Source organism: Amycolatopsis sp. NPDC059027 (genome assembly GCF_042739735.1).
Classification (GTDB): Bacteria; Actinomycetota; Actinomycetes; order Mycobacteriales; family Pseudonocardiaceae; genus Amycolatopsis.
The window spans coordinates 1-17,720 of the sequence record NZ_JBHYIK010000001.1 but is presented as its reverse complement, the minus strand read 5'-3'; the positions used below and the strand labels follow the sequence as shown (position 1 = coordinate 17,720).

The following is a 17,720-nucleotide window of genomic DNA, read 5'->3' as shown; positions in this document are numbered from 1 at the left end:
ACTCGCGTGACTGGACGGCGCACTCGCGTGACTGGACGGCGCACTCGCGTGACTGGACGGCGCACTCGCGTGATTGGGCGGCGCACTCGCGTGAGGGGGTGGCGATCTCACGGGGTGGGGTAGGCGAGGTCTAGGGGGTCGTCGGAGGGTGGGGCGTCTAGGTGCCATTCGGGGCCTTCGCGGACGAAGCGGTACCAGCGGGCGTCGCGGCCGTAGCGGAGCTGAACGTCGCCCTGGGTGACGCGGTTGCGCCAGACCTTCACCTGGCCGGTCAGGCCGGAATCGGCGAGTTCGGCGCGGGCGCGTTCGAGGGGGCCGGGGCCCGGCTGCCACGGCTCCCGGAGCACGGCGAGGCCGCCGCGGCCCGCTTCCCGCCAGGCATGCGCCCAGCGGGTCAGTTCGCGGAGCGGGACATCCGCCTCGGCGGCGAGCGGGCCGAGGTCGCCGCCGCGGGTGGCCGCACGGCGAGCCAGGTCCTCTTCGAACGTCAGGTCCGCCACTGCGGGCGCGCCGTGCACCAGCAGATCACGGGCCAGCGCGGCGGCGTCGGCGGCGAGAGTGGTCAGCGCGGCGGCGGTCCAGCCGGTACTCGCGGGCGGATCCAGATCGAGGACGGCCGGAGTGCCCGCGGCCTCGGGCGCGGCGGGCAGCGGCGGGACCGGGCCGACCCGGCGGGAGAACGCGGCACGCGGGGTCAGGCCGGGATTCTTCTTCGGCAGCAACGCCTTTCCCGGCTTCTCGCCGTCACCGCCGCGGGGTGTGCGGCGGGCGCGGAGTTCGGCGAGGACGTCGTCGCGGGATCTGCCGCGTAGCAGGAACAACACGAACGGATCGGCGTCGACCTCGTCGGCGACGACGTAGTACACGGCCGCGACGTGCTTGCACGGGTTGGCCGAGTCCGGGCAGGAGCACCGCGGCTTGAGGTCGCCGGGGCCGGGAAGCAGATCGGCCCCGGCCTCCCGAGCCTGCTCGGCCAGCTCCTCCGGCAGCTCACCGTCGAGCAGGGCCGCCGCGTGCCCCAGCCGCGTGCCCGCGACGTCGAGCAGGGCGTCCCACTCCGCCGGGGCGAACTCCCGCATCCGGATGGTCACCTTGTACGGGACGGGACGGCTTCCCCGCACCCGCGCGGAGATCTCCCCGGCGCCGACGGCCAGCCCGGCGACGGTGCCCTTGCGCGCGTACGTCCGCCCGCGCGGCAGCCGGTTCGGGTCCAGCTTCGCCCGCTGTTCCAACGCGTCGACCCAGGCCCGCCCCCACCAGGTGTTGCCGAACGTCCGGCGCGGCGGCATTACCCCGAACCCAGGCGGACCAGATCGGCGAGCTGGTCGTCGGACAGCTCGGTGATCCAGTCCTCACCCGCGCCCACGACGGCGTCGGCGAGACCCCGTTTCTGTTCCAGCACGGCCGCTATCCGCTCTTCCAGTGTTCCTTCGGCGATCAGCCGGTGCACCTGGACCGGCCGGTCCTGGCCGATCCGGTAGGCCCGGTCGGTGGCCTGGTCCTCCACCGCCGGATTCCACCAGCGATCGTAGTGGATGACGTGCGTGGCCCTGGTCAGGTTCAGCCCGACGCCGCCCGCCTTGAGCGAGAGCAGGAACACCGGGACCTCGCCCGCCTGGAACCGCTCGACCATGTCCTCGCGCTCGGCGGGCGTGTTCTTCCCGGACAGCAACGCCACCGGCAGCCCGCGTTCGGCCAGCCTGCGTTCCAGCAGCTCGCACAGCTTGACGTACTGGCTGAACACCAGCACGCTGTCGCCCTCGTCGAGGATGACGTCGAGCAGTTCCTCGAACGCCGCGAGCTTGCCCGACCGCCCGGTCAGCGCGCCACGCGGCTCCTTGAGGTACTGGGCGGGGTGGTTGCAGATCTGCTTGAGCTCGGTGAGCAGCTTGAGCACCTGACCGCGCCGCTGCACGCCCTCGGACTCGCGGATCAGCGCGAGGTTCTCCCGCACCACCGCCTCGTACAGTGTCGTCTGCTCGGCGGTCAGCGGGACGAACCGGTCGGTCTCGGTCTTGCGGGGCAGCTCCGGCGCGATGTCCGGGTCGGTTTTGCGGCGCCGCAACAGGAACGGCCGCACGGTGCCGGCGAGCCGCTCGGTGACCGCCGGATCGCGGTCGCGCTCGATGGGCCGGGCGACGGTGCGGCGGAAGCGGTCCAGCGGGCCGAGCAGGCCGGGCGTCGTCCAGTCCACAATGGACCACAGCTCGGTGAGCCGGTTCTCGACCGGAGTCCCGGTGAGCGCGACCCTGGCCGCGGCCGGGATCTTCCGCAGCTCCTTCGCCGTCGCCGACAACGGGTTCTTGACGTGCTGGGCCTCGTCGGCCGCGACCAGGCCCCAGTCCACTTCGGACAGTGCGGCCCGATCCCTGCGCAGGACGCCGTACGTGGCGAGCACGACCTCGCCGGGCCGCAGCTCGTCCAGATGCCGCCCGCCGCCATGGAACCGGCGCAGCGGGACCCCCGGCGCGAACCGGGCGAACTCGCGTTCCCAGTTGCCCAGCAGCGACGTCGGGCACAGCACCAGTGTCGGGCCCGCCGCGGCCTCCTGCCGGTGCAGGTGCAGCGCGATCAGCTGGATCGTCTTGCCCAGCCCCATGTCGTCGGCGAGGCAGGCACCCAGGCCCAGCCCGGTCATGGTGGCCAGCCACGCCAGCCCGGCGCGCTGGTACGGGCGCAGCGTCGCGCACAGGCCCGGCGGCGGTTCGACCGGCTCCCCGGCCCGCTCCCGGATCCGTTCGACGAGCCCGCCCAGCGCCGAGGGCGCCTCGAACTCGACGCGTTCGCCGTCGAGTTCCAGCTCCCCGGACAGCGCGGCCGCCAGCGCCTCCGCGCCGGTGAGCGTGCGCTCGCGACGAGCCCGCATGCGGGCAAGCAGCCCGGGATCGACCCGGACCCACTGGCCGCGCAGGCGGACGAGCGGCCGTTTCGCCTCGGCGAGGGCGTTCACCTCTGCGTCGGTCAGCTCCTCGCCGCCGAGGCTGAGCCGCCAGCGGAACTTCAGCAGCCCGTTGAGGTCGAACACCGGGCCGGTGACGCTCCCCGGCTGCTGGGTGGCCCCCGCCTTCGCCTTGACCTCGCCGCTGAACAAACCCTTCTGCCACAGCACTTCGATCCCGGCGCCGCCGAGGTCACGGCTGCCGTCGGTGAGCAGGTCGACGACCTCCTCGTCGCTCAGCGGCAGTTCGGCAGGCGCGGGTTCGGCCAGTACCTTGCCCAGCGGTGCCCATGCCCGCGCGCCGCGGCGCAGGCCGAGCAGCAGCTGGGTCTCGACCCCGTCCCCGAGCCGGTTCAACACGGCGTCCGGCGCGTCCCAGAGTGTCGCCGCCTCGACCACCAGGCTCGGCTCGGCGACGCTGCGCACCGCCAGCACTCCGGCGAACGTGGGCTCCGCGTCGGCGTCCAGTCTGGCTTCGACGCGCAGGAGGAGCTGGGCACCGTGGGGCTGGCGCGCGTCCAGCTCGGCGAGCCAGGCCGCGCCGTCCTCACCTACGAGAGTCGGCTGGGCCGCCGAGAACGCCGCCGGACCGCCCGCCGTGGCCGCCGGAGTGCGCACCAGCACGTCCGCCGTGGCGTCCCACAGCGCACGGACGAGCGACTCCGGCGAATGCAGCCGGATCCGTTTCAGCCCGGACAGCGGCAGCGCGTGCGCCTCGGGCGGCAACGCGCCGGCGAGGCCACGCAACAGCTCCTCGTCACCCGCGTCGAGCGGGCCCACCCGCCACGAACCGACGCCGCTCGGCGAGACCGAGGGCCGCAGCCTGCCGCGCGCGACGAGGTTGACCCCGGCGTTGACCGCGGCCGACCACGCGGCCATCGCCGGGCTCGCGTCCTCCCCGACCACCAGCAGCCGCGGGATGGCGCGCGCCAGCGGGACGACGCTCGCCTCGACCTTCGTGCGCCGGAACTTCTTGCCCTCCGGTAACACGAGCTCGATGGCGGTATCGCCCTCGACGCCTTCTCCCCACAGCGCGAGTACGCCCTCCCTCGGCGGATCCGAGGGGACGTAGGTGGCCTGGGTGCCTGCTGCGAACTCCACGCCGTGCACGGTATGCCACGGGTACGACAAACGGCGGTACCGCGCCCATCGGGAAGGTCACCGGGGCAGGCCGAGCAGCCGTTCCGCCGTGAGCGAACGGAGCACCTGCGTCGTGCCGCCCGCGATGGAAAGGCAGCGGGACACCAGGAACTCGTGCTGTGCTTCGGCCGCCGCCCCGCCCGCGGCGAGCACGTCCGCGCCGTGGAATTCGAGCGCGAATTCGGCGACCTCCTGGCGATGCCGGACGCCGAGCAGCTTGCGGACGCTCGACTCCGCGCCCGGGTCCTGCCCGCCGAGCCGCCGCAGTGTCGCGCGGAGGTCGAGCACGGAACACGCGCTGCCCTGGCCGATCAGGCCGCCCAGCCGTTCGCGGGCGGTGACGTCGAGCTGGGCGAGATTCAGCGTCGCGACAAGGTTTTCCACGCCTTCGCCGACCGACGAGCCGCTGCCGAGCGCGACGCGCTCGTTGGCCAGCGTCGTCCGCGCCAGCCGCCAGCCGCCGTCGATCTCCCCGACGACGTCGGAGTCCGGCACGAAAACGTCGTCGAGGAACACCTCGTTGAACACCGCCTCACCGGTGATCTCGCGCAGCGGCCGCGTCGTGATGCCCTCGGCGCGCATGTCCACCAGGAAGTAGGTGATCCCCTTGTGTTTGGGGGCTTCGGGATTGGTGCGGGCGAGGCAGATGCCCCAGTCCGCTTCGCGCGCGAGCGACGTCCAGACCTTCTGGCCGGTGAGCCGCCAGCCGCCGTCGGCCCGGCGGGCGGCGGTGCGCAGGGACGCGAGATCCGAACCGGCGCCGGGCTCGCTGAACAGCTGGCACCAGGTGAGTTCGCCGCGCAGCGTGGGCAGGGCGAACCGGGCCCGCTGCTCGTCGGAGCCGTGTTCGAGGATGGTCGGCACGGCCCACGCGCCGACGACGAGATCGGGACGCCGGAGCCCGGCGTCGGCGAGCGCGTTGTCGATGCGGAGCTGCTCGGCGGCACCCGCGTCGCGGCCGTACGGGGCGGGCCAGTGCGGTGCGAGCAGGCCGGCGTCGGCCAGCGCCGCCCGCTGTTCTTCCGTTGGCAGGTAAACGATTTCGGCGACCTGCTCGCGCAACGCCGCGTCGTCACCGACGTCGACGGCGAGGGTGCGGTGCGCCCCGCCGAGTGCCAGGTCGGCGGCGCGGCGGCGCCAGCGGGCGGACCCGCCGAGCCACCGCCGGACGGCGATCGCGCGGCGCAGGTACAGATGCGCGTCGTGCTCCCAGGTGAACCCGATGCCGCCGAGGACCTGGATACAGTCCTTGGCGTTCTCGACCGCGGCGTCCAGCGCGACCGACGCGGCGGCCGCGACGGCGAGTGGATGCCCGGCGGCCGCGGCGTCCCAGGCGAGCGCCTCGGCGGACTCGGCCCTGGTGAGCATCTCGGCGCACAGGTGCTTGATCGCCTGAAATGACCCGATCGGGCGACCGAACTGCTCACGGACCTTCGCGTACTCCACCGCCGTCGTGAGACACCACCGCGCGACACCGGCCGCCTCCGCGACGCCCAGTGTCGCGGCGAGATCGTCCACATCGGACAGTGCCAGCACGGCGTCGGCCACGACCTCGACGCCGCTGAGCCGGACGCGGCCGAGCGGCCGGGAGAAGTCGAACGGCGCCAACGGTTCCACGGTCACCCCCGGCGTTCCCGGCGCGAGCGGGACGTACCCGCCGTCGCAGGGCACCAGCAGCCAGGACGCCGGGTGCGCGTCGAGCACCGGACCGCTCTCGCCGTCGAGGACCAGCCTGTCACCCGAAGTGGCGAACGACACGTCCATCACGACCGCGGCCTGCGCGGTCCCGTCGGCCAGCGCGGGCAGGATCTCCTTGGCGGACGGGCGATCCGGATCGCGGGCGAGCAGCAGCGCGGCGAGCGCGGTGCCGAGCACCGGCCCGGGGACCAGCGCTTCGGCGGACGCGGCGAGCCCGGCGGCGAGATCGGCCACCGTGCCGTCCGCGCCGCCGACGTCCTCCGGAAGCGCCACGCCGAACAGCCCGATCTCGGCGAACCCCGGCGGGAGCGCCCCGCCGCACGTGCTTTCGGCGGCGCGGACGGCCTCCACCGGATGGCGCGCGGCCGCCCAGTCGTGGATGGCGGCGGCCAGCGCGGCCTGTTCCTCCGTCAGCGCGACCGGCATCGGCGACCTCCTCGCGGTAGGACCAGCGGGTACCCACGGGTACCGGCTCGGACTACTCGCGAGTGTAGAACGTGTTACAGTTTTTCGGCCAGTGGGTCGATCGGCGCGGAGTCCGCCAGGACAGGTACGCTACGTCGGGAACTGGAACAAGTTCCGAAGCCAGCTTTGGGGACGGGAGAGGGGCCCATGCCAGGAAAGGCGAAGGCGCCGGTGGCCGCGAAGGGGCGCGGCAACGGGCTGAGCGGCGCGGGGACCGAGGAACTGGGCTCGGCCGCCCAGCGGGACCGGCGGCGCCGGATCATCGACGCGACGCTGGCGCTCGCGGCCAAGGGCGGTTACGACGCGGTCCAGATGCGGGCCGTCGCGGAGAAGGCCGACGTCGCGCTGGGCACGCTGTACCGGTACTTCCCGTCCAAGATCCACCTGCTGGTGTCCGGGCTGGCCAGGGAGTTCGAACGGGCGCAGGAGAAGCTCGAGCGGTCGGCCATCCCCGGCGACACCCCGGCCGAGCGGCTGATGTTCGTGCTCGGCCGCAACACCCGGCTCATGCAGCGCGATCCGCACCTGACCGAGGCCATGGTGCGCGCGTTTATGTTCGCCGACACCTCCGCCGCGGCCGAGGTCGAACAGGTCGGGCGGCTCATGGAGAACATGTTCGCCAAGGCGATGGGCATCACCGACCCGACCGAGGCCGACCGCGACATCTTCCACGTCATCGCGGACGTCTGGATGGCGAACCTGGTCGCCTGGGTGACCCGCCGCGCGTCGGCCGCCGACGTCGCGCACCGCGTCGAACTCTCGGTGCACCTGCTGCTGGACAAGTAGCGCCCCGTGTGCTGAAGGGGACGTTCGTCGCGTCTCATGCGATGAAGGGGACTTTCCTCACATGTAACGAGAGGAAAGTCCCCTTCAGCTCACGCGGTGAGCTTCGGCAGGACGTCGCGCCCGAAGGTCTCGATGAACGCGTCCTGGTTGCGTCCCACGTTGTGGACGTAGATCCGGGTGAACCCGGCGTCCACATACTTCTGCAGTGCCGCGCGGTGCACGTCCGGATCGGACGAAACGACCATGCGGCCCTCGAAGTCCTCCCGCCGCACGAGCTTCGCCATCTGCGCGAAGTCGAACGGCGAGCGGATGTCGGCCTTCGGGAACTTCATGCCACCGTTGGGCCACTGGTCCAGCGCGTTCGCCCACGCCGTCTCGTCGTCCTCGGCCCAGGACAGGTGCACCTGCAGCAGCTTCGGCATCGCGTCCGGATCCTTGCCCGCCTTCTTCGCGCCCTGGTTGAAGTTGTCCAGGATCCCGCCGAGTTTCTCCAGCGACGCGCCGGGCGTGATCAGCCCGTCGGCCAGCTCGCCGGTCTTGCGCGAGGTGTACGGGCCCGCCGACGCGATGTAGATCGGCGGCGGCGCGTCGGGCAGCGTCCACAGCCGCGTGGTGTGCAGCTTGAAGAACTCCCCCGAATGCTTGACGTCCTTGCCGCCGAACAGTTTCCGGATGATCTCCAGCGCCTCGAACATCCGCCGGACCCGTTCGGGCGCCTCGGGCCAGTAGCCGCCGATGATGTGCTCGTTGAGCGCTTCGCCGGAGCCGATCCCGAGCCAGGTGCGGCCCGGGTAGGTCGCCTCCAGCGTCGCCGCCGCCTGCGCGACCATCGCCGGGTGCAGCCGGAACGACGGGCAGGTCACGCCGGGGCCGAGGTCGCCGGTGGTGTTCTCCGCCAGCGAGGCGAGCACGCTCCACACGAACGAAGCTTCACCCTGCTGAGGGACCCACGGCTGGAAGTGGTCCGCCGCCATCTGACCGGAGAACCCGTGCTGTTCGGCCAGCGCCGCCAGCCGGATCGACTCCCGCGGCGAGAACTGCTCCAGCGCCGCGGCCAGGCCGATTTGTACGTCACTCACGAGGTCATCAAACCCTTCAGCGGTTGGCCTGCGCGAACGCGGCCAGTTCGTCCAACTTCCGCAGCGTCTCGCTCTCCGGCAGGGTCGGCAACATCAGGTTCACCTGATCGACGCCACCCTCGGCGTAGCCGTCGATCACCGCCTGCTCGGCGGGCGAGCCCCACACCACGAACGGGACGCCGGTGCGGCCCTGCTCGGCCAGCCACTTCCGGACGCGGTGCAGTTCCTCGGGCGACGCCCCCGGCGTGGGCAACCAGCCGTCGCCGTGCGCGACCAGCCTGTTCAACGCCGCCTTGCTCGCGCCGCCGACGAAGATCGGCGGATGCGGCTTCGCCACCGGCTTCGGCCACGAGAAGATCGGGTCGAAGTCGATGTGCTTGCCGTGGAACTCGGCCTCGTCCTTGGCCCAGATCTCCTTGAGCGCGGCCAGCTGCTCGTTCATCAGCGCGCCGCGGGTGGCCGGGTCGGTACCGTGGTTGCGCATTTCCTCCTTGTTCCAGCCGACCCCGACGCCGAAGTCGAACCGCCCGCCCGACAGCAGGTCGAGCGTGGCGACCTCCTTCGCGGTGTGGATGAGGTCACGCTGGATCAGCAGCGTGATCCCGGTGCCGAGCCGGAGGGTCTTCGTGGCCACGGCGGCCGCGCTCAGCGCGAGGAACGGGTCGAGCGTGCGGTAGTAGACCCGCGGCAGCTCGCCGCCGGCGGGATAGGGCGTCTCGCGGCTGGCCGGGATGTGCGAGTGCTCGGCCAGCGACAACGCCGTGAACCCCCGCTCCTCCACCGCCCCGCCCAGCACGTCGGGCCGGATTCCTTCGTCGGTCACAAAAGTCCCAATACCGAAGTCCATGTCAGTCAACTACTCGCCCGGCGCCCCCGATATTCCCGCGGGTGTGTTGACACCTCACCAAGATCGGCAGCATGATGGAACTCATCGGGCGTTGAATAACTTGGGAGGATGCGATGACCGATCCGGGGATCGATCTCGACGACGTCGACTTCGAGCAGCTGTACCAAGGAAAAACGGGCGTCGGGCCCGTCATGCCGTGGGACATCGGCGCGCCGCAGCCGGCGCTGGTGGCAGTCGAGAGCGCGGGGGAAATCGGCGAGGACGTCCTCGATGTCGGATGCGGCCTCGGCGACAACGCGATCTTCCTCGCCTCACGCGGGCACCGCGTCACCGGCGTGGACGGGTCCGTCACCGCGCTTCGCCAGGCTCGCGAGCGCGCCGCGGCCCAAGGCGTCGAGGTCGAGTTCGCCGAGGCCGACGCGACCCGCCTCGACGGGTTCGAGAACCGCTTCGACACCGTGGTCGACAGCGCGCTCTACCACTGCCTCGACGAGGAAGCACGACGCGCCTACGTCGACGCGCTCACCCGCGCCGCGAAGCCCGGCGCCCGCCTGCACATCTTCTGCTTTCCCGAGGGGCTCCCCGAAAGCTTCCCGGTCCCGTTCCTGATCAGCGAACGCGATCTGCGCGAAAAGGTCGGGAAGGACTGGACGATCACCCGGCTCGAAAAGGCCGTGTACACCACCTCGATGACGAGGGACAGCATGGTGGCCATGATCCAGGCCGTCGAACCGGAACGCGAGATCGACCAAGCCGCGCTCGCCGAGTTCGACGTCGACGAGCGCGGCCGGATCCAGGTGCCCGTGTGGCAGCTGACCGCCGTCCTCCCCTAGGCGGCTTCGCGCAGGAACCAGCGGACGATTTCGCCGGTGGCGGTCACGTTCGACGCGAGATGCGTCGATCCATTGTAGACAGAGTGCGGCAACCGCACGACCTCCGGACGAACCCCGGCGCCGGCGAAGCCCGCGACGCAGCGATCGGTGTTGGCGGTGGCGGCCTGGTCGTCACCGTCCATCACGTACAGCCGCATCGGCGCGCCCGGCTTCCAGCCGGTGCACACGCCGTCGGCGACGCGCAACGCCGCGGCGAACCGGGGCGAGGGGTGCCGCAGGAGGTCGATCCCGGCCGGAGTGATCAGCTCCCCGAGGGTGCCGGGGGTGCCCGCCATGAGCTGCTTGCCGGTGTGGTTCCCGTCGAAGAGTTCCTCGATCGTCCTGTCGTAGGGAGCGCGGAAGATCTCCGACGGCGAACGGTAGAGGTGGTGCAACCGGTTCCACGAGACGAGCAGGTACGCCGCGTACAACGCACTCGACTTCGTTTCGAGTTCACCGGCCAGCAGTGCGGGGATTTCCGCGTCCCGGAAGGCGTAGCCGCCGCTGATCGGGGCCAGCGCGCGCAGCCGGAACCGCGGGTCCGCGTGCCCGTCCAGCGCCCGCGCCAGGCCCAGCGCCGCCGACGCGCCCTGGGAGAACCCGGCGACCAGCACGTCCCGGCCCATCCGGTGCCCGAGGAACTCCCGTGTGGCACGCAGCATGTCCAGTGACGCGGTGGTCTCGGACGGAACGTCCATCCACGGGTGGAAGCCGGGCCCGGTGCCCAGCCCGAGGTAGTCGGGCGCGACCGTGGCGAAGCCCGCCGACGCGTAGGTCAGCGCGGGCGACGTCGCGAAGTCCTTGGCACGTATGGAAGGCGCGTCACCGCGGTAGCTGGTTGTCCCGTGTTCGGTGACCACAGTGGACAGTGTGCCGGATCCTCCCTCGGGAACCATCAGCAGCCCGCTCGCCGTGGCCGGCCGGTTCCGCGCGTCCACCGTCCGGTACTCCAGCCGGAAGGCCCGCACGCCATACCGCACTTCTCCGGCGTCGAAACCGGTCGCGGCGAGCTCCCCCGCCACGTCCGCCGCGCTCACGGTGCGCAGCGGCACGACGTCGGCGAGCCGTCCTCTCTCCTGTGCCTCAGCCGATCCCGATCCCGGTCCCGCGACGAGGGCGCAGGCGACGACACCCGCGACAAGCGCGGCACCCCAGCGATGTAAGGAAGTCATGGCTCCGCACGCTACGAACGCCAGGCCCGCCGCACACACCGGTCGGCCACCCTCTCCGTGGTAGGGCTCTCCCCCGGAACCCTTGCGCTGGAGCGCGCTCCAGCTCGTAGCGTCGCCCCGTGACCACACAGCACAAGATCGGCTCGGGCTTCGGCGCCCGCAGCACCGCGGACGACGTCCTGGCGGGCATCGGCCTTTCCGGCAAGCTCGCGCTCGTCACCGGCGGTTACTCGGGTATCGGCCTCGAAACGACGCGCGCACTCGCCAAGGCGGGCGCCGAGGTCATCGTCCCGGCACGCCGGCCGCCCGCCGCCCGCGAGGCGCTCGACGGCGTCGAGGTCGGCGAACTCGACCTCGGTGATCTCGACAGTGTCCGCGCCTTCGCGGAGCGTTTTCTCGCCACCGAACGGAAAATCGACATCCTCATCGCGGGCGCCGGGATCATGGCCTGCCCTGAGACCCGGGTCGGCCCTGGCTGGGAGGCGCAGTTCGCGACCAACCACCTCGGCCACTTCGCGCTCGTCAACCGGCTCTGGCCCGCACTCGCCCACGACGGCACGCGCGTGGTCGTGGTGTCCTCGGCGGGCCACCAGCTCAGCGGGATCCGCTGGGACGACGTCCAGTTCACCACCGGCTACGACCGGTTCCTCGCCTACGGCCAGGCGAAAACCGCCAACGCGCTGTTCGCCCTCCACCTCGACACGCTGGCGAAAAGCATTGGCGTGCGGGCGTTTTCCCTGCACCCCGGCAAGATCCTCACCCCGCTGACCCGGCATCTCGACACCGCGGAGATGATCGGCAACGGCTGGATGGACGAACACGGCACCGTCATCGACCCGTCGTTCAAGACCCCGGAGCAAGGGGCCGCGACCCAGGTGTGGGCGGCGACGTCCCCGCAGCTGGCCGGGCTCGGCGGCGTCTACTGCGAGGACTGCGACGTCGCCGAACCAACCGACCGCTCCGACATGGTCGACGGCGTCCGCGCACACGCGACCGACCCCGGCGAGGCTGCGCGCCTGTGGACGCTGTCGGCGGAACTCACCGGAGTCGACGCGTTCGCGGCGAAAGCCGTCTGAGGCGTCAGACGTTGCGGCGGTACTGCCCGCCGACCTCGAAGAACGCTTCGGTGATCTGACCCAGCGAGCACACCCGCGCGGCATCCATCAGTACCCCGAACAGGTTACCGCCGCGGGTGGCCGCCTCGCGCAGCGCCTTCAGCGCCTGCTGGGCCTCCTCGCGGTGCCTGCTCTGGAAATCGTCCAAACGCGACAGTTGCGAGCGCTTCTCGTCCTCGGTCGCCCGTGCCAGTTCGACCTCGACGTCGTCCTCGCCCTCGTGCGGGTTGCGGAACGTGTTGACGCCGATGATCGGCAATGAGCCGTCGTGCTTCTTGCGCTCGTAGAGGATCGATTCGTCCTGGATCTTGCCGCGCTGGTAACCGGTTTCCATCGCGCCGAGCACGCCGCCGCGTTCGGAGATCCGGTCGAACTCCAGCAGCACGGCCTCCTCGACGAGGTCGGTCAGCTCGTCGATGATGAACGAGCCCTGCAGCGGGTTCTCGTTCTTCGACAGGCCCCATTCCTTGTTGATGATCATCTGGATGGCCATCGCGCGCCGGACCGACGACTCCGATGGCGTCGTGATCGCTTCGTCGAAAGCGTTGGTGTGCAAGGAGTTCGCGTTGTCGTAGAGGGCACACAGGGCCTGCAGCGTGGTGCGGATGTCGTTGAAGCTCATCTCCTGCGCGTGCAGCGAGCGCCCGGAGGTCTGTACGTGGTACTTGAGCTTCTGCGAGCGCTCGTTCGCGCCGTACCGCTCCCGCATCGCCACGGCCCAGATCCGCCGCGCGACCCGGCCCAGCACCGAGTATTCGGCGTCCATCCCGTTGGAGAAGAAGAACGACAGGTTCGGCGCGAAGTCGTCGATGTCCATCCCTCGCGCGAGATACGACTCGACGTAGGTGAAGCCGTTGGACAGCGTGAACGCCAGCTGCGAGATCGGGTTCGCCCCGGCCTCGGCGATGTGATAGCCCGAGATCGACACCGAGTAGAAGTTGCGCACCCCGTGCTCGATGAACCACTCCTGGATGTCGGCCATCATCCGCAGGGAGAACTCGGTGGAGAAGATGCAGGTGTTCTGGCCCTGGTCCTCCTTGAGGATGTCGGCCTGCACGGTGCCGCGCACGTTGCGCAGCGCCCACTCCCGCAGTTCCGCGGCCTCCTCGGCGTTCGGCTCGCGGCCGTGCTCGGCACGGAACGCCTCGACCCGCTGGTCGATCGCGGTGTTGAGGAAGAACGCCAGGATCGTCGGCGCCGGGCCGTTGATCGTCATCGACACCGAGGTGTTCGGCGCGGTCAGGTCGAACCCGTCGTAGAGCGCCTTCATGTCCTCCAGCGTCGCGATGGACACGCCCGAGGTGCCGACCTTGCCGTAGATGTCGGGCCGGGTGTGCGGGTCGTGCCCGTACAACGTGACCGAGTCGAACGCCGTTGAGAGCCGCTTCGCCTCGGAATCCGACGAAAGCAGCTTGAACCGCTGGTTCGTGCGGAACGCGTCGCCCTCGCCCGCGAACATCCGCGCCGGGTCCTCGCCGTCCCGCTTGAACGGGAAAACGCCCGCGGTGTAAGGGAAGTAACCCGGCAGGTGCTCCCGGCGCAGGAACGAGAGCAGCTCGCCGGGGTCGGTGTAGCGAGGGAGCGCGACACGCGGGATCCTGTTGCCGGACAACGTATCCCGCCACAGCGCGGTACGCAGCTCCTTGTCCCGGATCTTCACCACGAACTCGTCTTCGCGGTAGGCCTTGGCCAGCTCGCGGAAGCGGGCGAGCAGGTTTGTCGACTCACCGTCCACATCGGACTCCGCAGCGGCGAGCAGCCCGTCGAGCGCGTCGGTCGAGGCGTCGGCGCCCAGCAGCGCCTCCCGCGCCGCGGCGAGGTGATCCCGCTTGCGCAGCGCGGCGACCTGTTCTTCGGTCTTCGCGTGGTAGCCGCGGACGGTCTCGGCGATCTCGGCCAGGTACCGCGCGCGGTTCCCGGGGATGACCGTGCTGGCGTCCGTGGACACCTTGCCCTCGACCTTCGGGAGCACCCCGGCGGACACCGAAAGCCCGCGCTCGGCGAGCGAGTCGCGCAGATGCTGGTAGAGCGCGGTGACGCCGTCGTCGTTGAACTTCGCCGCACTGGTCCCGAAAACCGGCATGTCAGCGGGGTCGGAGTGGAACGCTTCCCGGTTGCGGACGAGCTGACGCGCGACGTCGCGGCGCGCGTCCTCGGCTCCCCGGCGCTCGAACTTGTTGATCGCGACGACGTCGGCGAAGTCGAGCATGTCGATCTTCTCCAGCTGCGACGCAGCACCGAACTCCGGCGTCATCACGTACAGCGATTCGTCCACGTAGTCGACGATCCCGGCGTCGCCCTGGCCGATACCCGGCGTCTCGACGATCACCAGGTCGTATCCGGCGGCCTTGCACGCCAGGACGGATTCGCTCAGCCCGGCGGGAATCTCGCCGCTGCTGCCCCGCGTGGCCAGCGAACGGAAATACACCGGCGAGCCATCGAGGCAGTTCATCCGGATCCGGTCACCGAGCAGCGCGCCCCCGCCGCGGCGGCGCGTCGGGTCGACCGCGAGGACCGCGATCCGCAGCTTGTCCTCCTGGTCGAGCCGGAAACGGCGGATCAGCTCGTCGGTGAGCGAGGACTTGCCCGACCCGCCGGTGCCGGTGATGCCGAGGACGGGGGCCGTGCGCTTCTTCGCCGTCTCGGTGATCGCGTCCAGCCAGTCCGGGGCCAGCGTCCCGGCCTGCAACTGGGTGAGCACGCGGGCGAGCGAAGGCATGTCACCGGAGAGGAACTCGTCGATCGAGGACGGCGGCCGCGCGGCCAGGTCGACGTCACAGGCCTCGATCATCGTGTTGATCATGCCCGGCAGGCCGAGGCGGTAGCCGTCCTCCGGCGAGAAGATCCGCGCGACACCGCGGGAGTGCAGCAGCTCGATCTCGGCGGGGACGATGACGCCTCCCCCGCCCCCGAAAACCTTGATGTGCCCCGCGCCGCGCTCGGCGAGCAACTCCACCAGGTAGGAGAAGTACTCGACGTGCCCGCCCTGGTAGGCGGAGATGGCGACACCCTGTACGTCCTCGGCGATGGCGGCGGTGGCCACCTCGTCGACCGAGCGGTTGTGCCCGAGGTGCACCACCTCCGCGCCCTGCGACTGCAGGATCCGCCGCATGATGTTGATCGACGCGTCGTGCCCGTCGAACAGGCTCGACGCGGTGACGAACCGGACGGGGTTCGCGGGGCGGTACAGGTCGCTGCTCATCCCTCCAAAATACTTGGACTTCCTACTATTGGAAACCCTAGAGGCCGTGACCCGGCTCTCATAGGACGACACGACGGGTTGACAAGTCCCAGCTCGCGGCTATATTCAACCCATAGGTTAATTAACCGATCGATTGAGACCTCATGTCCACTGATCAGCTCAGCGCCACCTTCGCCGCGCTCGCCGACCCGACCCGGCGCGCCATCCTCGCGCGGCTCTCCGCGGGCGAGGCGACGGTCAACGAACTGGCCGCGCCGTTCGAGGTGAGCCTCCAGGCGGTGTCGAAACACCTCAAGGTGCTGGAAAACGCCGGGCTCATCAGCCGCGGGCGCACCCGGCAGTGGCGCCCGTGCCGGCTGGAGGCGGCGCCGCTCGCCGACGTCGCGGACTGGGTCGGCCACTACCGGCGGTTCTGGGAAGGCTCGTTCGACCAGCTCGACGAGCACCTGCGCCGGCTCCGCGAAGCACAGGAAGGAAACCGGGATGCCTGACCACGAACTGACCATCACCCGGGTGTTCGACGCGCCGCGGGAGCTGGTGTTCGCCGCCTGGACCGACCCCGACCAGCTCGCCGCGTGGCTCGGCCCGAAGGGTTACACCGCCCCGGCGGTCACGCTCGATCCGCGTCCCGAGGGCGCCTGGCGTGCCTGCATCCGCGACGAGGCGGGCGACGACGAGCACTGGATGCACGGCACCTACCGGGAGATCTCCGCGCCGGAGCGGCTGGTGTTCACCTTCACCTGGGACACCGAAGGCGACATGCGCGAACAGACCCTGGTCACCATCCACTTCGCCGATCTCGGCGGCAAGACCGAGATGACGTTCCACCAGACCGGCTTCCCGACCGTCGCCGAGCGCGACGGCCACCACGGCGGCTGGTCGGAAGCGTTCGACGACCTCGTGCACCACCTGACGTGAAGGAGAAATCATGACGCTGCCGAAGATCGTCTCGCCCGAGGAGTGGCAGACGGCCCGAGACACCTTGCTGGTCAAGGAAAAGGAGCTCACCAAGGCGCAGGACGCGCTGGCCGCCGAGCGGCGCGGGCTGCCGATGGTGCGCTTCGACGCGAAGTACGAGTTCGACACACCGGCCGGGCCGAAGAGCCTGCTCGACCTGTTCGAGGGACACCGTCAGCTGATCGTGTACCACTTCATGCTGCACCCCGGTGACGAGGTGGGCTGCCCCGGCTGTTCGCTGGTGGTCGACAACATCGGACACCTCGCGCATCTGCATGCCCGCGACGTCACCCTCACCGTCGTCGCGCCGGCGACGCTGGCGGAGATCGAGCGCTACAAGGCACGGATGGGCTGGACGGTCCCCTGGGTCTCCGCGCATGGCAGCGAGTTCACCGCCGACAGCGGTGTCGGCGGCGGCTTCGGAATCAGCGTGTTCCTGCGGGACGGCGACGATGTCTTCCGCACCTACTTCACCACCGGCCGCGGCGGCGATCAGCTGGTCGGCACCCTGCGCTATCTGGACCTCACCCCGTTCGGGCGGCAGGAGGACTGGGAGGAGAACAGCCCCGGCACGGACGCGCCCAGCTCCTGGTGGCGCCGCCACAACGAGTACTGACCCCCGCCGCGAAAAAACTTCCGGCGAGGACGTCAAGGTCGCGCGGGGTGCTCCGACTATCCGGTGAAGGACCCCTTCACCGAAACCGAGGAGCACCCCATGCGCGAGATCGTCTACCTGGTCCACACCTCCCTCGACGGCTACGTCGAGGGCCCGGGCGGCGAGTTCGACTGGCCGGTCATGGGCCCGGAGCTGTCCGCCTACTCCCAGGCGCTGACCGGTCGCAGCGGCACGTTCGCCTACGGCCGCCGGGTGTGGGAGATGATGGCGGGGTACTGGCCCGAGGCCGAATCGCATTCGGACCACCCGCACGACCTGGCCTTCGCCCCGGTCTGGCGTGCGACCCCGAAGGTCGTCTTCTCCCGCACGCTGACCGAGGCCGGCTGGAACACCCGCGTCCTCGGCGGCGACCTCGGCGAGGAAACCGCCGCGCTGAAACGGGAACCGGGCAAGGACATCCTGCTCATGGGCGGCGCGGAACTGGCCACCGCGCTCACCGAGCGCGGCCTGATCGACGAGTACCTGATCGTCGTGCACCCCGTCGTGCTCGGCGGCGGGAAGCACGCCTTTCCCGGCCGCCCGGACAGGTTCGGCCTCGAACTCACGGAATCCCGCGTCTTCGACGGGAAGGCCGTCCTGCTGCGCTACCGGCGCGCGGTCACGCTGTGAGCTGAATCCGTGCCGGGCTGGGTGATGTCGCGAATGACCCATTGAGGACGTTCAATGTCGCCAATGTCCCTCGGGTTCATGGGGTGGTTGCAACACCGGTTGTGGTCGGAGGTTGTGATGCCGAATGTGGTGTTGCCGCGGGGTGTGCGGGTGCGGTTTTGGGA

Annotated in this window: 14 protein-coding genes; 7 read left to right on the top strand and 7 right to left on the bottom strand. The window is 70.5% G+C overall.

Annotated elements, in window-relative coordinates; translation table 11 throughout:
• Positions 1-107 precede the first annotated feature (107 nt).
• From ACFWY9_RS00070 to ACFWY9_RS00060, 3 genes are read right to left on the bottom strand one after another with little or no spacing between them, the layout of a single operon-like run.
• Positions 108-1,289 (bottom strand): SWIM zinc finger family protein, encoded by a 1,182-nt coding sequence (locus ACFWY9_RS00070; protein ID WP_378327668.1) that lies wholly within the window; start codon positions 1,287-1,289, stop codon positions 108-110.
• Entirely contained in the window at positions 1,289-4,039 is a 2,751-nt protein-coding gene (locus ACFWY9_RS00065; RefSeq protein WP_378337761.1) for a DEAD/DEAH box helicase, read from the bottom strand. The genes ACFWY9_RS00070 and ACFWY9_RS00065 overlap by 1 nt, the downstream gene beginning before the upstream one ends.
• A 57-nt stretch (positions 4,040-4,096) precedes the next feature.
• A complete protein-coding gene (locus ACFWY9_RS00060) occupies positions 4,097-6,202 on the bottom strand; it encodes an acyl-CoA dehydrogenase family protein (protein ID WP_378337760.1) in 2,106 nt (701 codons plus the stop codon).
• Between the two features lie 186 nt (positions 6,203-6,388).
• On the opposite strand from ACFWY9_RS00060, the gene kstR reads away from it, so the two are divergent.
• A complete protein-coding gene (kstR, locus tag ACFWY9_RS00055) occupies positions 6,389-7,027 on the top strand; it encodes a cholesterol catabolism transcriptional regulator KstR (RefSeq protein ID WP_378327671.1) in 639 nt (212 codons plus the stop codon).
• Between the two features lie 89 nt (positions 7,028-7,116).
• Here the strand turns inward: kstR and ACFWY9_RS00050 are convergent, their stop codons facing one another.
• Together ACFWY9_RS00050 and ACFWY9_RS00045 are read right to left on the bottom strand one after the other, a co-directional pair.
• On the bottom strand, positions 7,117-8,106 hold the full coding sequence (locus ACFWY9_RS00050) for a TIGR03557 family F420-dependent LLM class oxidoreductase (protein WP_378327672.1): 990 nt from the start codon (positions 8,104-8,106) through the stop codon (positions 7,117-7,119).
• Between the two features lie 16 nt (positions 8,107-8,122).
• Positions 8,123-8,953, bottom strand: a complete 831-nt coding sequence (locus tag ACFWY9_RS00045) for an LLM class F420-dependent oxidoreductase (RefSeq protein WP_378337759.1) — start codon at positions 8,951-8,953, stop codon at positions 8,123-8,125.
• 113 nt (positions 8,954-9,066) lie between these two features.
• Here ACFWY9_RS00045 and ACFWY9_RS00040 point away from each other — a divergent pair, with 113 nt between their 5' ends.
• A complete protein-coding gene (locus tag ACFWY9_RS00040) occupies positions 9,067-9,786 on the top strand; it encodes a class I SAM-dependent methyltransferase (RefSeq protein WP_378327674.1) in 720 nt (239 codons plus the stop codon).
• On the opposite strand, the gene ACFWY9_RS00035 is transcribed toward ACFWY9_RS00040, so the two are convergent.
• Entirely contained in the window at positions 9,783-10,997 is a 1,215-nt protein-coding gene (locus tag ACFWY9_RS00035; RefSeq protein ID WP_378337758.1) for a lipase, read from the bottom strand. The genes ACFWY9_RS00040 and ACFWY9_RS00035 overlap by 4 nt on opposite strands.
• 119 nt (positions 10,998-11,116) lie before the next feature.
• On the opposite strand from ACFWY9_RS00035, the gene ACFWY9_RS00030 reads away from it, so the two are divergent.
• Entirely contained in the window at positions 11,117-12,073 is a 957-nt protein-coding gene (locus ACFWY9_RS00030) for an SDR family NAD(P)-dependent oxidoreductase (protein ID WP_378337757.1), read from the top strand.
• A 4-nt stretch (positions 12,074-12,077) separates the two neighbouring features.
• Here the strand turns inward: ACFWY9_RS00030 and icmF are convergent, their stop codons facing one another.
• Positions 12,078-15,314 (bottom strand): fused isobutyryl-CoA mutase/GTPase IcmF, encoded by a 3,237-nt coding sequence (icmF, locus tag ACFWY9_RS00025; protein WP_378337756.1) that lies wholly within the window; start codon positions 15,312-15,314, stop codon positions 12,078-12,080.
• Between the two features lie 143 nt (positions 15,315-15,457).
• Here icmF and ACFWY9_RS00020 point away from each other — a divergent pair, with 143 nt between their 5' ends.
• The 4 genes from ACFWY9_RS00020 to ACFWY9_RS00005 all read left to right on the top strand — a co-directional run bounded on the left by ACFWY9_RS00020 (position 15,458) and on the right by ACFWY9_RS00005 (position 17,556).
• On the top strand, positions 15,458-15,805 hold the full coding sequence (locus ACFWY9_RS00020) for an ArsR/SmtB family transcription factor (RefSeq protein WP_378327678.1): 348 nt from the start codon (positions 15,458-15,460) through the stop codon (positions 15,803-15,805).
• Complete coding sequence (locus tag ACFWY9_RS00015; protein ID WP_378327679.1) at positions 15,798-16,232, top strand: SRPBCC domain-containing protein; 435 nt, start codon at positions 15,798-15,800, stop codon at positions 16,230-16,232. Before ACFWY9_RS00020 ends, ACFWY9_RS00015 begins: the two co-directional genes overlap by 8 nt.
• Before the next feature lie 10 nt (positions 16,233-16,242).
• The gene (locus ACFWY9_RS00010) at positions 16,243-16,887 is read left to right on the top strand and encodes a DUF899 domain-containing protein (RefSeq protein ID WP_378337755.1); all 645 of its coding nucleotides are present in this window, start codon (positions 16,243-16,245) and stop codon (positions 16,885-16,887) included.
• Positions 16,888-16,986: 99 nt separating this feature from the next.
• Entirely contained in the window at positions 16,987-17,556 is a 570-nt protein-coding gene (locus ACFWY9_RS00005; protein ID WP_378327681.1) for a dihydrofolate reductase family protein, read from the top strand.
• The last annotated feature ends 164 nt before the right edge of the window (positions 17,557-17,720 follow it).